16 protein-coding genes are annotated in these 15,044 nt (G+C 48.7%); 10 read left to right on the forward strand and 6 right to left on the reverse strand.

Going from position 1 to position 15,044, the window contains the following annotated elements; translation table 11 throughout:
* Positions 1-98: 98 nt before the first annotated feature.
* On the reverse strand, positions 99-557 hold the full coding sequence (locus MED92_RS10525) for a hypothetical protein (RefSeq protein WP_007021522.1): 459 nt from the start codon (positions 555-557) through the stop codon (positions 99-101).
* A gap of 124 nt (positions 558-681) precedes the next feature.
* On the opposite strand from MED92_RS10525, the gene MED92_RS10530 reads away from it, so the two are divergent.
* Positions 682-1,191, forward strand: a complete 510-nt coding sequence (locus MED92_RS10530; RefSeq protein ID WP_007021523.1) for a DUF6942 family protein — start codon at positions 682-684, stop codon at positions 1,189-1,191.
* Between the two features lie 48 nt (positions 1,192-1,239).
* Here MED92_RS10530 and MED92_RS10535 read toward each other — a convergent pair whose 3' ends face one another.
* Both MED92_RS10535 and MED92_RS10540 read right to left on the reverse strand, forming a co-directional pair.
* Positions 1,240-1,596 carry a GFA family protein gene (locus MED92_RS10535; protein ID WP_007021524.1) on the reverse strand — a complete coding sequence of 119 codons (357 nt, stop codon included), beginning with the start codon at positions 1,594-1,596 and terminating at the stop codon, positions 1,240-1,242.
* 37 nt (positions 1,597-1,633) lie between these two features.
* Positions 1,634-2,035 carry an acyl-CoA thioesterase gene (locus MED92_RS10540; RefSeq protein WP_007021525.1) on the reverse strand — a complete coding sequence of 134 codons (402 nt, stop codon included), beginning with the start codon at positions 2,033-2,035 and terminating at the stop codon, positions 1,634-1,636.
* A 239-nt stretch (positions 2,036-2,274) separates the two neighbouring features.
* On the opposite strand from MED92_RS10540, the gene MED92_RS10545 reads away from it, so the two are divergent.
* From MED92_RS10545 to MED92_RS10570, 6 genes are all read left to right on the forward strand, one after another.
* On the forward strand, positions 2,275-3,246 hold the full coding sequence (locus MED92_RS10545) for a PstS family phosphate ABC transporter substrate-binding protein (RefSeq protein ID WP_007021526.1): 972 nt from the start codon (positions 2,275-2,277) through the stop codon (positions 3,244-3,246).
* A gap of 146 nt (positions 3,247-3,392) precedes the next feature.
* Positions 3,393-5,666 carry an ABC transporter permease subunit gene (locus MED92_RS10550; RefSeq protein ID WP_007021527.1) on the forward strand — a complete coding sequence of 758 codons (2,274 nt, stop codon included), beginning with the start codon at positions 3,393-3,395 and terminating at the stop codon, positions 5,664-5,666.
* A gap of 24 nt (positions 5,667-5,690) precedes the next feature.
* Positions 5,691-7,379, forward strand: a complete 1,689-nt coding sequence (gene pstA / locus MED92_RS10555) for a phosphate ABC transporter permease PstA (RefSeq protein ID WP_007021528.1) — start codon at positions 5,691-5,693, stop codon at positions 7,377-7,379.
* Between the two features lie 44 nt (positions 7,380-7,423).
* Positions 7,424-8,257 carry a phosphate ABC transporter ATP-binding protein PstB gene (gene pstB, locus MED92_RS10560; RefSeq protein ID WP_007021529.1) on the forward strand — a complete coding sequence of 278 codons (834 nt, stop codon included), beginning with the start codon at positions 7,424-7,426 and terminating at the stop codon, positions 8,255-8,257.
* 20 nt (positions 8,258-8,277) lie between these two features.
* Positions 8,278-9,012 carry a phosphate signaling complex protein PhoU gene (phoU, locus tag MED92_RS10565; protein WP_007021530.1) on the forward strand — a complete coding sequence of 245 codons (735 nt, stop codon included), beginning with the start codon at positions 8,278-8,280 and terminating at the stop codon, positions 9,010-9,012.
* A 138-nt stretch (positions 9,013-9,150) separates the two neighbouring features.
* Positions 9,151-10,668 (forward strand): diguanylate cyclase, encoded by a 1,518-nt coding sequence (locus MED92_RS10570; RefSeq protein ID WP_007021531.1) that lies wholly within the window; start codon positions 9,151-9,153, stop codon positions 10,666-10,668.
* Here the strand turns inward: MED92_RS10570 and MED92_RS10575 are convergent.
* A complete protein-coding gene (locus tag MED92_RS10575) occupies positions 10,646-11,239 on the reverse strand; it encodes a glutathione S-transferase family protein (RefSeq protein ID WP_007021532.1) in 594 nt (197 codons plus the stop codon). The genes MED92_RS10570 and MED92_RS10575 overlap by 23 nt on opposite strands.
* A gap of 13 nt (positions 11,240-11,252) precedes the next feature.
* Positions 11,253-11,816: a pyridoxamine 5'-phosphate oxidase family protein gene (locus MED92_RS10580; RefSeq protein ID WP_007021533.1), complete on the reverse strand. Its 564-nt coding sequence runs from the start codon at positions 11,814-11,816 to the stop codon at positions 11,253-11,255.
* Positions 11,817-11,923: 107 nt separating this feature from the next.
* Between MED92_RS10580 and MED92_RS10585 the strand changes: the two genes are divergently transcribed.
* Complete coding sequence (locus tag MED92_RS10585) at positions 11,924-12,829, forward strand: LysR family transcriptional regulator (RefSeq protein ID WP_007021534.1); 906 nt, start codon at positions 11,924-11,926, stop codon at positions 12,827-12,829.
* 7 nt (positions 12,830-12,836) lie between these two features.
* Here the strand turns inward: MED92_RS10585 and MED92_RS10590 are convergent, their stop codons facing one another.
* Complete coding sequence (locus tag MED92_RS10590) at positions 12,837-13,421, reverse strand: DUF1415 domain-containing protein (protein ID WP_007021535.1); 585 nt, start codon at positions 13,419-13,421, stop codon at positions 12,837-12,839.
* A 116-nt stretch (positions 13,422-13,537) separates the two neighbouring features.
* Between MED92_RS10590 and MED92_RS10595 the strand changes: the two genes are divergently transcribed.
* Complete coding sequence (locus MED92_RS10595; protein ID WP_007021536.1) at positions 13,538-14,074, forward strand: chorismate--pyruvate lyase family protein; 537 nt, start codon at positions 13,538-13,540, stop codon at positions 14,072-14,074.
* A 27-nt stretch (positions 14,075-14,101) separates the two neighbouring features.
* Positions 14,102-14,989, forward strand: a complete 888-nt coding sequence (gene ubiA / locus MED92_RS10600; protein WP_007021537.1) for a 4-hydroxybenzoate octaprenyltransferase — start codon at positions 14,102-14,104, stop codon at positions 14,987-14,989.
* The last annotated feature ends 55 nt before the right edge of the window (positions 14,990-15,044 follow it).

Genomic DNA, 15,044 nt, shown 5'->3' on the forward strand with positions numbered 1-15,044 from the left:
ACTTTCCTGGTCGGTTTTCTCAAAAGTATCCGACTTAACGGCAATAGTCCACGCTAGGCATTATCACGAATGGCTGCCTATTTAATTGTCGCGGTGGATCAGTTCTGATTTTCGGCCAGGCGACGATCCTCATAGACCTTGCCGACACTGTATCCAATCAGTGTTTGATACTTAAATGTGTCCTGATCCAGGTGCAGTATTTTATAAACCTTGTACGGCGCCAAAGCCGTTAGGGGTGTAGCACCACTGCTGGTCGACACAAGATAAGTCCCAAAGTTTTCACCGTCACAAAACCAGATACGCCGTTCGGTCTGAGCTTCCGTAAAACCTGTCGAATCCGTTGTCGTAAATCGACTCACATACAAACCTTTTGGCAAATAAGTCTCTACATAACGGTTACTACTCTCTAGCGCACTGTTCTCGGATTTCCCTACCCAACTGCCGATGATCTGATCACATGAATAGAGGACTTCAGAGTCTTGTTCCTCTTGCTGCGTAATATGTGTCGTCGCTGCTCCGGCTATGAAAGCCGATATAACAAGCAGGGTCAGCTTCATAAGTTCCACCCTTTGCTTACAGCACCGGACAATTAACCGGTGCTTAGAAGAAAGTATGGTAACTTTTCCGGTATTATCAAAAGTCCTGCTTCATTGAGAACGAGTTTGAGGAATAAACGGCAGCATGATCGGCTTCGGGTCTAAGAATTTCAGCATCGCGATTCACATTGCCAATCGGCCTGAACTGGACGAGTACCGCGATCTCAAAGTGCTCAAAGCTCTCAGCCCCCAAGAAATTGATCAGATCGTTTTAAAAACAGGCAACCACTGGCGAAAGATATTCAACGTCAGCGCGAAGTTTATCTATCAGATACATACTCAAGGTCAGGAAAGCTGGCAAGCCTACCGGGATCAGATACTTTTTCAGGAAAAGTCGCCGGTTGCTTTGCTTTTCTCAGCGCCGCCACCAGCAGAAACACAAGCACCCGATGTGATCCATATCGTGGCCGGGCGGACTTATGCCAAGGAGCTCGGCCTGGAAGGGCTGTTCTGGCTAGACGATCAGTTTGCTATTAACGAAACACAATCGCTGATAGTTTGTCCTTACCTGGACTATCGGCAGCTCAGTAATGCCAGGATCGAGACACTTGTCTCCCTGGTGGAAAAGTTACAACACAAACCCGAAGATATTTAGCACAAGACTGCAACCATAAGTGTCAGTTGCAGTTTTTTGGGCTAAGGGTCAAAAGGAAGCGCCGTCAACCAGCACATGGGGTAAGGAAAGCACATCGACCCCATCAACACATCCCAGATGGATACGATAATGCCCCGGCTTACGCATCGTTTGATGGAACGGGTAGATTCCGCAACGTTTACAGAAGTGATGTTTAGCTACATGGGTGCCAAATTCATAAGTAGCGATGGCTCCCTCTTTTGCTTCAATATCAATATCTTCAGGTGCGACAAAGAAGTTACTCATCATCGCACCTTTTTTCTGACAGACAGTGCAATTACAACGTAATCCATCAACAATCTCTGGTGCTTTGAAGCTAAACTTAATGTCGCCGCAATGGCAGCTACCTGTATAGTGCCTGGACATATACACTCCCCCGAATACAAATTCAGTCGATCAACACTTAATCAAAAGCGGCGATATCACGGATATGGCCGTGACCATCAATAGCCACTTGAACACACTCTGTCTCGGTGACCTTTCGCAGTTCAGAGCCATCCGGGCAGCAGCCCCAGGCTTCAACACTCACTCTTAACGAGCTACGTCCACTTTCAATCAGTTTGGTATAGAAGGACATCACGGTACCTTCTCGAACAGGAGACATAAATGCCATCTGTCCTATAGAGACAGTCGAAACACGTCCCTTGGAAAGTTTAGCTGCATATATCTCCGATGCCTGGACCATCTTGGCTGATACCCAACCACCAAAAACATCACCAAACATATTAGTCGCGTCACTGCCGGCTGGAAGAAGAAGGCTTAATTCGCCTTCAGGCTGAAGATTGTTGTCAATTTCGTGGTTCATTTTTACTACTACCCTAGCTCTGCTTTCCCAATATTGGTGTGAAATCGAACAGAAAAGCATCATTTTTTACTTATTATGGCTCGCAGACTAAACCAAAGTCGTAATAGTTCAAAGATATTGCTGAAAAAACTGCACAAAAAATAAAATTGCAATTTGCTGTCACATTTTTGTCATTAAAGCAGCCTATAGTCTTCCACCATCTTAACTAACATACTAAATAAGACTCTCTGGAGCTCTACATGAAACCAATGAAAAAGCTGTTTGCTGCTGTTGCTATCTCTGCAACTTGCGTAGCTGCAAATGCATCTGACCTGCTGGACAAAAACCTGCCTGTATACACTAAAGCTTCAGGCGTATCTGGTAACCTGTCTTCTGTTGGTTCAGACACTCTGGCTAACCTGATGACTCTTTGGGCTGAAGAATTCAAGCGTAGCTACCCAAATGTAAACATCCAGATTCAGGCTGCAGGTTCTTCTACTGCTCCACCAGCTCTGACTGAAGGTACTTCTAACATTGGTCCTATGTCTCGTAAGATGAAAGACAAAGAGATCGAAGCTTTCGAGAAGAAATTCGGTTACAAGCCAACTCCAGTTGCTGTTGCTATCGACGCACTGGCTGTTTTCGCACACAAAGACAACCCAGTTAAAGGCCTGACTATTGCTCAGGTTGACGCTATCTTCTCTTCTACTCGTAAGTGTGGCGCTGCTGCAGACGCTAAAACTTGGGGTGACGTAGGCGTATCTGGTGCACTGGCTGACAAGAGCATCCAGCTGTTCGGCCGTAACTCAGTATCTGGTACTTACGGTTACTTCAAGAAGAAAGGCCTGTGTAAAGGCGACTTCAAAAACAACGTTAACGAACAGCCAGGTTCTGCTTCTGTAGTACAGTCTGTTTCTACTTCCCTGAACGCTATCGGTTACTCAGGTATCGGTTACAAGACTGCTTCTGTTCGCGCACTGCCTCTGACTAAGAAAGAAGGTACTGCATTTGTTGAAGCAACGCCTGCAAACGCTCTGAACGGCAAGTACCCACTGGCTCGTTCTCTGTACGTATACGTAAACAAGAAGCCAGGTCAGCCTCTAGCTCCTCTGGAGAAAGAGTTCCTGAAGATGGTTATGTCTAAAGTAGGTCAGGAAGTTGTTGTTAAAGACGGCTACATCCCACTACCTGCTGCAGTTGTTAAGAAGCAGATGGCTGCTCTGGGCATGTAATACATCCCAAGCCAATTGCTTTACTGAGATAAGGGGGCCAGAAATGGCCCCCTTATTTCGTTTATTACACCTTCTGTAATATTCGTGTAACAAACTTTTAATATTGTACGCGCCGTATTTTTAGTTAACCTCAGGACCCTTGTGCCATGAGTACAAATAACACAGCTTCTAGCGAACTGGATTTCGACACACCAGCGGCTAAGCGCCACCGGAATATCCGAGCGCTGAAAGATAAGTTTGCATCGGCAGGCATCGCCTTTGGTGGCATCAGCGTTATTGTCGCGATTCTGTTGATTTTCTTTTACCTTCTTTATGAAGTAGCGCCTCTGTTTGAGTCAGCAAAAATTGAACGCTGGCAGGATAACGAACAGACCGTTGCACCTTATGCCGTACCCGGTGAAGGCAATACTCTCTACCTGACCATGGAAGAGCAAGCTGAAATCGGTTTACGCGTTACAGACACGGGTACTTTTTCTTTCTTTAACACGCGTAACGGCGAAGTACTTAAAAAAGAGAGCGTATCTCTCCCTGAAGGCGTGACTGTAACCAGCTTTGCTCTGGCTTCTGAGTACAGCGGTATCTTTGCTTTAGGTTACAGCAATGGTCAGGCGCAGGTATTCCAGCACAAGTACAAATCAACTTACCCGAACGGTGTACGTGTTATCACACCAGGTATCGAATACCCTCTGGGTGCTGAAACGATTCAGGTAAGCGATGGCCCTCTTGAAGTACTGGCGCTTAACGGTGAAGAAGACACCTGGACACTGGTAGGTGGACAGCAGTCTAAGCTGAATGCGGCACAGATCTCGCTAACTGAGAACCTGATTACTGAAGAAGTGATGGCCGAAAGTGATCTGGTTGCCATGCCGGATATGAACATTCCGGCTAACAAAATTTTGCTGATGCCAGATCGTCGCTGGATGTTGATCTCTGGCGAAGACAGCAAGCTGGGTGTGGTCGATATGAACGCGGAAGGTGGCCCGAAGGTTACCCAGCTTATCGATGCAACGCCTGGCAATATTACCTCCTTTGAACTTCTATTGGGTGGTAACTCCCTGCTTATCTCTGACGATAAAGGTGAGACCTCTCAGTGGTTCCTGGTACGTAACGAAGATAATGAATGGTTGTTGACCAAAATTCGTGACTTCAAGAACGGTAGTGCACCGATCACTGGTATCTCTATCGAGCACCGCCGTAAAGGTTTTGCTGCAATCACAGACTCTGGCGATATTTCGTTCTTCACGACAACAGCTGAGCGTAACTCACTGAACGCTGCGGTAGCTAAGGGCAATGTTGATATGATTGCACTGGCACCTCGTTCTAATGCGCTACTGGTTGAACAGAACGGTGAACTGACCCTTTGGAAGATCCACAACGAGCATCCGGAAATTTCCTGGAGCGCGCTATGGGAGAAAGTTTGGTACGAAGGTTATCAGGAACCTGAATTCACTTGGCAGTCTTCTGCATCAACCAACGATTTCGAGCCTAAGTACAGCCTTATGCCACTGGCATTCGGTACGCTTAAAGCAGCATTCTATGCAATGCTACTGGGCACACCACTAGCGATCTGTGGTGCGATCTATACCGCTTACTTCATGGTTCCGGCGATGCGCCGTAAGGTAAAACCTTTCATCGAGTTGATGGAAGCACTACCAACAGTAATCCTGGGCTTCCTGGCCGGTCTGTGGCTGGCACCTTTCATGGAAGTGAACCTGGCAGGTATTTTTGTCACCTTACTGGTGCTGCCTGTTGCCATTATTGCCTTTGCTTATGCCTGGGCCTGCGCACCCAAAGCTATTCGCTTCCTGATTCCGGAAGGCTGGGATGCGGCCCTGCTGGTACCGGTTGTGATCATCGCAACTATGTTCAGTTTCTGGATAGCACCAGGAATCGAACAGGTGCTGTTCGGTACCGAGATGCGCTACTGGGTCAGTAACGAATTAGGTATTCCTTACGACCAGCGTAACGCTCTGGTTGTCGGTATCGCGATGGGCTTTGCGGTTATCCCAACGATCTTCTCGATCACAGAGGATGCGATCTTCGCAGTACCTAAGCACCTGTCATACGGTTCCCTTGCACTAGGTGCAACACCTTGGCAAACACTGGTTCGCGTTGTTATGCCAACAGCAAGCCCGGGTATTTTCTCAGCAGTTATGATCGGTATGGGTCGTGCTGTAGGTGAAACCATGATCGTACTCATGGCGACAGGTAACACACCAATCATGGATGTAAACATCTTTGAGGGTATGCGTACTCTGGCGGCCAACATCGCAGTTGAGATGCCTGAGTCTGAGGTGGGTAGTACTCACTACCGTATCCTGTTCCTGGCAGCCTTCGTACTCTTCCTGTTTACGTTCTTCGTAAACACGCTGGCCGAGTTGGTAAGACAACGCCTGCGTAAGAAGTACGGCTCTCTGTAATCGTGCGTATTGAGGATTAATTTAATGCGACAGTCATTTACTGAATGGACAAAATCCGGCGCACCTTGGGTATGGCTTAATGCCGGCGCCGTAGCGATCTGTATGATCATGGTTGTGGGCCTGTTGAGCCTGATCGCGGTACGCGGTCTGGGTCACTTCTGGCCAGCAGACATCGTTCAGGCAGAGTATAAAGAGAACAATAACTCAATTCGCATGATCGGCGAACGAGTGCAGGTTCAAGAAGTTGCTGCTGAACAGCTTCGTGATGGTGGTGTAAACGTACCTGCCGATGTAGAAACTATGGACCGTGTACTGATGAAAATCGGTAACCGTGATCATGGTGGTACTGACTTCATCTGGATTCTGGATGACTTTATCGAAGAGTCTTCCAAGCCGGAGATGCTGTTTGCGGCTGAACGTCGTGAATGGGGTAACTTCTATGGCTACCTGCGCAGCATCAAAGAGTCTGGTAACGAAGTTGCAGCTTACGATGGTTATGAAAAGTCCGCAGACTACGAGGCGCTTTGGAACGAATTCCAAAACCGCATTGAACGTGCAGAGATGATCCATGACCAGATCAAAGATATTGAGAAAGGTAAGATCGGTTCCATCAACTACGAGCTGGAACGCTTGCGTTTGAAAGAACGTGCCCTGCAGCTTAAAGAAGTTACCGATACAGCTAAATATGCAGAGATCGATGCGCGTCGTGCAGAACTGAATGCCGAATATGAAGGCCTGCAGGGTGAACTGCTGGATCTTTATAATGCGGTTAACCGCGACAGCATTACAGCAGAGATTGCCAACGGTAAGATCGTCGAGTTCAAAGTCGCTCACATCGTACGCGCATTCCTGCCAAACGATATGGGCCTTGGCGGTAAGACCGGTCACTACTTTGCCAAACTATGGGAGTTCCTGAGCGACGACCCACGTGAAGCAAACACTGAAGGGGGTATCTTCCCTGCGATCTACGGTACGGTTCTGATGGTAATCATCATGTCCGTAATGGTAACCCCATTTGGTGTTGTTGCTGCTGTTTACCTGCGTGAATACGCGAAGCAGGGTTTTGTTACCCGTGTGATCCGTATCGCCGTAAACAACCTGGCAGGTGTACCTTCAATCGTATACGGTGTATTCGGTCTGGGCTTCTTCGTTTACTTCCTGGGTGGTCATATAGATGACGCATTCTTCGCAGAAGCGAAACCAGCGCCAACCTTTGGTACACCAGGTCTGCTTTGGGCATCGATTACTCTGGCTCTGCTAACAGTACCGGTTGTTATCGTAGCAACTGAGGAAGGTCTGACCCGTATCCCTCGTGCGGTACGTGAAGGCTCTCTGGCACTGGGTGCGACGAAGTTCGAAACCCTGATGAAGATTGTTATTCCGATGGCCAGCCCGGCAATTATGACCGGTGTTATCCTGGCGATCGCCCGTGCAGCAGGTGAGGTAGCCCCTCTGATGCTGGTGGGTGTAGTAAAACTGGCTCCAAGCCTGCCGCTGGACGGTAACTATCCGTTCCTGCACCTGGATCAGAAATTTATGCACCTGGGCTTCCACATCTATGATGTTGGCTTCCAAAGCCCGAACGTTGAAGCGGCTCGTCCGCTGGTATACGCAACAGCGTTTCTGTTGGTGGCAGTAATCGCGATGCTGAACTTGTCAGCTATCCAGATTCGAAACCACCTGCGAGAGAAGTACAAAGCGCTTGAAATGTAATCTGAACCAACAGACAACGAACAGAATTTTGAAAGGTTGCTAAAATGACTAGCGAAGCTAAAACACACGCAATTGATATTTCTTCTATGCAGCGAGACAATCGCGTTCTTAACCTTGCAGATGAAACAATCGCTCTTGAGGTTAAAGATCTACGTTTAAGCTATGGCGATAACGAAGCTCTGCACGGTATCGACATGCACATCCCGAAAAACCGTGTAACCGCGTTTATCGGCCCATCCGGTTGTGGTAAATCCACACTACTACGCTGCTTCAACCGCATGAACGATCTGGTTGATGACTGTAACATCACCGGTCAGATCATGCTGGATGATGCCAACATCTACGAGCGTAGCGTTGATATCGCTGAATTACGCCGTCGCGTAGGTATGGTATTCCAGAAGCCAAACCCATTCCCAAAATCTATCTACGAAAACGTTGCTTACGGCCTGCGTATTCAGGGCGTTACTAAGAAACGTGTTATCGATGAAACGGTTGAGTGGGCTCTGAAATCAGCAGCACTGTGGGATGAAGTAAAAGATCGCCTGCATGAAAGTGCACTGGGTATGTCTGGTGGTCAGCAGCAGCGTCTGGTTATCGCGCGTACCATCGCCGTTAAACCAGAAGTACTTCTGCTTGACGAACCCGCTTCCGCTCTGGACCCGATCTCAACTCTGAAGATCGAAGAGCTGATTCACGAACTGAAGAAAGATTTCACTATCGTGATCGTTACCCATAACATGCAACAGGCAGCACGTGTATCTGATTACACTGCTTTCATGTACATGGGTGATCTGATCGAGTTTGGTGTAACAGATACGCTGTTCACAAACCCAGAGAAGAAACAGACTGAAGACTACATCACAGGCCGTTACGGTTAATTGGGGTAAGGACTAAGATCATGGAACTGAATACTGAAAACTATTCAACGCATATCTCCCAGCAGTTCAACGAAGAGCTGGAACAGATCCGCACTCAGTTACTCACGATGGGCGGCATGGTTGAGCGTCAGGTACATGACTGTATCGACGCCCTGCTAAACGGCGATGCGGAACTGGCAGAACAGTCACGCAAAGTTGATAAGCAAACTAACGATATGGAAGTAATGATCGATGAGCAGTGCACAACGATCATTGCCCGTCGTCAGCCAGCAGCAAGCGACCTTCGCTTGATTATTGCTGTGTCCAAAGCCGTATCTGACCTTGAGCGTATGGGCGATGAGGCCAGCCGTATCTGTCGCCATGCAATTGAGCTGGTAGATGAAGGTGAATCACCGCGTGGCTATCAGGAAGTACGCCACATCGGCAACCTGGTACGCGAGATGGTTAAAGACGTGCTAACAGCCTTTGCCCGTAACGATACTGAACTGGCCTACCGCGTTGCCAAAATGGATAAATCTGTAGACCAGGAATACCGTTCTGCAATGCGCTCCCTGGCAACATTCATGATGGAAGATCCACGTTCGATCTCTAGCGTGATGAATGTTATCTGGGTTCTGCGAAGCCTCGAGCGTATCTCTGAACATGCCCGTTCTATGGCTGCGCACCTGATCTATCTGGTGAGTGGCACCGATGTTCGTCACGGTAGCCTGAAACAGATTAAAAAGGCGGTACGCCCGGAAGACGGTGACGCCTGATAATTAATCAAACGCTAATTAAAAAGCAGCCCTGACCGGCTGCTTTTTTTTTTACCAAATCGCCAAAGTTCCAGCGGTTTTGGTCGATACTAAGTAGACCATGCGGGAGATCTTCCCGCCCTTGCTGTCGGACCTTATATGCTGCAATACACCGTATACGCTGATCTCAACTGCCCTTTTTGCTATGCCTTGCATGAGCAGTTGTATCGCTATGGGTTGTTGAATCAGGTTGACTGGCGTCTGGTCGAACATGCGCCAGAAATCGGCATATATAACAAGAGCGCTGAAAGCCAGGCCGAACTGGCCAGCGAAGTCTTTGTCGTGCGCAGCCGAGCGCCTGGGATTGATGTCGCACTCCCCCGGTTTCGCAGTGACAGCCGCTTTGCCAGCCTTTGTGTGATTGAAGCTGAGCAACAGGACACCGAAAAGTCTATCGAGCTGCGTCGCCGCCTCTACCGCGCCCTGTGGGTGGAAGGTAAAGATATTGCGGATGTTTCGGTGATCTACGATTGCCTTAAAGAAACCGGCTTACCCACAGAGCTGGATATCACTGAAGATCAGGAAAATCAGCTCACCGATTGGCAAACAGCCTGGGAAGAAGGCAATTTTAATCTGCGCATACCGGTTATCTGCGCCGAAGATGGTCGCGTCTCGCTGGGATTGCCCAGCCCTGAGGATCTTAAAGCTTTCTTCAAAGGCGAAGATATTATCTCCCAGGAACAGGTCAGAGAAAGTTGCCCACGAGCAGAGCAACAGACCATCGCCATCTTTTGTGATCATGGGATAGAAAAGATCTGGCCGATGATTGCGACCCTGCGCAATGAATTTAATATCCTTCTGCCCTCAAGCAAAGGCGAATTGACCACCTTGCTTGCGGAAGACCAACCGGATCTGCTTTTGCTATGTACCGAACAGCAGTGGCAGGAGATGTTGAGCTTATGTCAGGAGATCACTGCCAACAAAGACGACTATACCCTCCCGGTCGCCTTTGTTTCTGCTGACCTGGACGATCAGCGTGAGCTGGATGCCTACAATGCAGGTGCGGCTGACTTTTTAACGCTTAATCGCGCCCCTGCCGTCCTGCAGTCACGTATTCAAATTCTTATGCAGCTGAAACAGTCTCAGGATCAGCTGGCCCGTTCGGCACGTGTGGACGGCCTGACCCAGGTGAACAATCGCCGCGAATTTGAGCGTAACATTGAGATGGAGTGGCGTCGCGCGCAACGTTCAAAGCGATCTCTTGCACTGATCATGCTGGATATTGATCATTTCAAACCTTTCAACGATGGTTATGGTCATCTGGCGGGGGATGGCTGCTTACGTACCGTGGCGCAGACAATCAAACATAGCATCCAGCGGGCTCAGGATATGGTCTGCCGTTACGGGGGAGAAGAGTTTGTCGTGATCCTGCCGGAAACCGATCTCGACGGCGCCCAAATGATTGCCGAGAGAATCAGAAAAGCGATCGCTAAGCTGAAAATAAACCACGAATTCTCCAGTACCGACAACACCATTACGATCAGCGCTGGTGTTGCCTGTCTAAGCCCCTCACAGGAAGGCTCGCCACACGAACTGATCTTGCTGGCAGACCAGGGGCTTTATCAGGCAAAAGCCCAGGGCCGTAACCAGGTTGCTATAGTCCAGACATCGGAATAAAGCCCGGTAGTGCTTTTATTCGTCCAATCCAGTGCTGGATAGCCGGATAATCATCAAGTGTAATCCCCCCCTCCCAGGCCAGTGCAACATAAGGCATCACTGCGCAGTCAGCGATGGTAGGTCTATCACACGCCAACCAACGGTTATTTGAGAGATGTGATTCCAGTAACCCCAATACTCTGCTCGCAGTACCTAAGGCTCGCCCCTTATCCAGATCATAGCCAAACTTATCAACTAACCTTGCGGCCCCTGGCCCATGCTGAATCTCATTCGCCGAAGTCGCCAACCATTGTTGTATCTCAGCCTGTTCTGCAGCTGTTTCACCATACCAATCTGCAGATGCGTAACGCTTAGCCAGATAGATCAGGATGGCGTGCGAGTCTCGTAAACTGATCTCGCCATCGACCAACACAGGTAACTCCCCCCAGGGGTTCAGATCAATCACCGGAGATTGCTTATGCATACCCGCCAGAAAGTCTACCGCTTCCAGCTCCAATTTAATGCCTGTCAGCGCCGCAAACAAACGCACTTTGTAGCAATTGCCCGAAGGCTCAAGATCATAAAGCTTCATACTTTTCTCCTTGTTATCTGATTGCCTCAAAAGCTTCCAATTCAGAAGTACTGAATCGAGGGGTAATATGCTGTGAACAGTTCCAGTCAAAAGCTTCTAACTGAACGGTGATCACCGACTCAAACTTCTGCATATGTTTATCAATGTGTAAGCACTGGACAAGCTCATCGGTGATTTGATCACCAGATAGCATGCGGGCCATTCCAAGAATCTTAAGTCGACGACGATTGGGGTAGTCCATTAGAAACAACGCAACTCTGTCGTTGTGCGCTAAATTGCCGAGGCTCTGATACTGCCCATTACCGGTGAAGTTGATAAACGCTAGTGTTTGGCTATCCAGGACCTTTAGAAACCCCATATCACCGCCACGATGTTGAATATAAGGCCAGCCCGTTTCGCTCACTGAGGCCATATAGAAGCTATCCCGTGAACTTATAAATTCGCGCTCTCTTGATTCAAAGCGATCAAACACAGGCATTCGCTGTCTGACCGCTGATGACCGTTCATAACTGCCAAACTGTTTCTGTACCCTCTCAACCGAAGGGGTAAAGGTAATTTCACTGAAACGATGTCCCATCACTGAGCCCACTAGAAATTAGGTTATGGCATTATCTGATCAGCACTTTCCTCAATAAACACCACAAATATCTTTTCACTTATGCATTTTCTGCAATAATCATTTCCATGAATAAATTAAAAGCGATGGCAATCTTCGTAAAAATTGTTGATCAGGGAAGCCTGAGTAAAGCGGCTGAAAAACTGGGAATGTCGCAATCATCTGTTGCCAGATCATTGGCTGCACTCGAGGAATCAGTAGCCACCCAACTGATTCATAGAACCACTCGAAAGCTGACATTGACCGAGGAAGGTATCGAATTCAGCTTACGCTGTCGTCAGATCCTCGCCGACGTGGAAGATGCAGAGAATGCGTTAACTCAGCGACAAAGCAAACCGAAGGGCCTGATCCGAATCACTGCGCCACAGACGTTTGGACGGTTGCATATCAACCCACTGATTAGTGAATTCATACACACCTATCCGGAGATCGAAGTAGAGCTGCTGTTACTGGACAGGGTTGTTGATCTGATTGAGGAAGGGATGGATATAGCGTTGAGAATCGGTCATCTACCGGATTCAACATTGATAGCCAAACAAGTAGGCAAAGTCGCTTTTAAAGTTTGCGCCAGCCCCAGTTATATCAAGCAGGCTGGTCAGGCTGAGCACCCGACTGAGCTCTTCGATTATGAGTGCATCCAACTCACTGCACTGAAATCTCATGCCCAATGGGGTTTTAAAGAAGCCGGCAAACATCACAAAATCAGTATCAGCGGACGCTTTAAAACTAATCACGTGGAATCAGCATTAGATGCCTGCAAACAAGGGCTCGGTTATGGGCAGTTTCTGAGCTACCAGGTTGCCGAAAGTGTGCACTCAGGTGAACTCAAAACGGTTCTGGAAAGCTACGAGCCCCCACCGTTACCCGTTAACCTGGTTTACCCGCACTCTCGACGCCTCTCTTCGCGGAGCAGAACCTTTATCGACTGGATTGCCCCCAGGCTACAGTCCCGCCTGAGGGCTATGGATAGCTAGGAAGCGTTTAAACCTGAGGCCAATAGTCAGCTAGTGGAGGAAATCGCTCAATTAACCCCTCGCGACCCAGTTTATCCATGAGTGCCATGTTACGTTCAGGAATCTCTTCCGGGTTCTTATAATGCACCAGAACCCTACTCATCTGCCCTTCCCGGATAATATGGATCGTTGGGAAAGGAGCCCGATTCGTCCAGTTGGTAATATCGTCAGCGTCTACACCGGCAAAACAATACTCAGGATGGAAACTCGCCAACTGAAAAATCCCATCCAAACCCGCGTTTTCCAGAACCGCCTGACAAAGATCAAGCAGATCGAGAAACTCCTCAAACGTTTGCGCTGTTTGAGTGAAGCTCACCAGTGTAGTGGATAGATCGCTTTCCTCTTGCCCCTGAATATGAGCGAGTTCCTGCAAAAAATCCTGCACTGCGGGCTCAACAGCCTCAGCACCAGACACTGCATATCGGATCGTTTCATTTCGCACCTCAGGTGCAGCAAAAGGGCATAGATTTAACCCTACTACCATCGCTTCAACCCATTGCTGGGTCAGTGAAGCTGCCTGCTCAGCAGGGAAAGCAAAAAGTTGTTTAGTCATGGGGCTATCTTATCACAGGCACACATTCTTAAGCGTCAGAGATCTAAGGGAAATCTGCCTCCTACCACCTGATGCTTTCTGATAAGATAGCGCCACTGTAATTTTGGACTCACACTGTGCCCATAAAAGCTGCTTTAACCCAACAAAGCTTCGATACCCGCTGGACCTCCCTGCGTCGCCCTTTTGAACAGGCCGCGCCTCAGGCCTGGCGTTCGTGGCTTACTGATGCTGGCTCCCTGACTCAACGTTTAGTCAAACTTAGCAAAGGTAATTTTCGAGTAGAGGTGATTCGGCAAGGCTGGCTTCGCCCTACCCGATCTGAGGCTAAAGCTCTGGGTATGACTGAACGGCAGTTTGCTCTGGTCCGTGAAGTGCAATTAATCGGTAACGATCAACCCTGGGTATTCGCCCGTTCGATCATCCCTGCACAAACCCTCACCGGTAGCCAAAGGCAGCTGCGCATGCTGGGCAACCGCTCATTAGGCACGCTTTTGTTTACTGACCCGACCATGCGCCGCGGCCCCTTGCAGATCAGCCGTCTGAAAACCCGGGATCATCACGAAGTCTGGGCGCGCCGATCGATCTTCTATCTTTCAGATAAGCCCCTGCTGGTTTCAGAGGTTTTCCTCCCTGAGCTACTGAAGGTAAAATAGCCCAACACCGACAACCAGAGTGAAACGATGGAATCTTCAGCGCAGCCCAGCTCTCTTTCTTTGATGAAAAAGGCCAAAGCCTATGGCCGCCTTATGCGCGTTGAAAAACCGATCGGCACTTACCTACTGTTATGGCCGGCGTACTGGGCACTCTGGATTGCTGCTGAAGGTATCCCTCCCTACGATATTTTGTTTATCTTCACGCTCGGAGTATTTTTGACCCGCTCAGCCGGTTGTGTCATCAATGACTTTGCCGATCGCAAGATCGATGGCCATGTAAAGCGCACTGCACTTCGCCCTATTCCAGCCGGCCTGGTCACCGCTAAAGAAGCCCTGATTCTCTTTGCCGGTCTTATGCTGATCGCTTTCGTTCTGGTTCTGTTTACCAACCTGAATACCATTCTGTTATCCGCCGGCGGCTTACTATTAGCGGCCTGTTACCCCTTCATGAAACGCTACACCCATCTACCTCAAGTTGTGCTTGGGGCAGCGTTTGCCTGGTCAATACCTATGGCCTTTACCGCTGTCACTGATTCAGTGCCGCTTTACGCCTGGTTAATCTATATCGCGACCCTGCTATGGACCGTTGCCTATGACACTATGTATGCCATGGTCGATAGGGATGATGATCTTAAAATTGGTGTAAAATCGACCGCTATTTTGTTTGGCTATGCTGATAAATTTATTATCGGGATTTTGCAACTTAGCACTCTACTGAGCCTGATTTTGCTGGCTCTTCAGGTTAACCTTGGCCTGTTCTTCTATTTAGGCCTGGCAGGGGCTGCGCTGTTGTTTATCTATCAACAATGGTTAATTCGCGATCGTGAGCGAGATCCTTGCTTCAAAGCCTTTCTCAATAACCACTATGCAGGCCTTTTGATATTTGTCGGATTAGCAGCCGACTACGCGTTTTAATCAGCAGAAAGCAGCCACTTTGTTTGTTTTTTAAGCAATCTCTTGCTAATTCTTA

The sequence above is a fragment of the Neptuniibacter caesariensis genome (assembly GCF_000153345.1).
GTDB classification, from domain to species: Bacteria; Pseudomonadota; Gammaproteobacteria; order Pseudomonadales; family Balneatricaceae; genus Neptuniibacter; species Neptuniibacter caesariensis.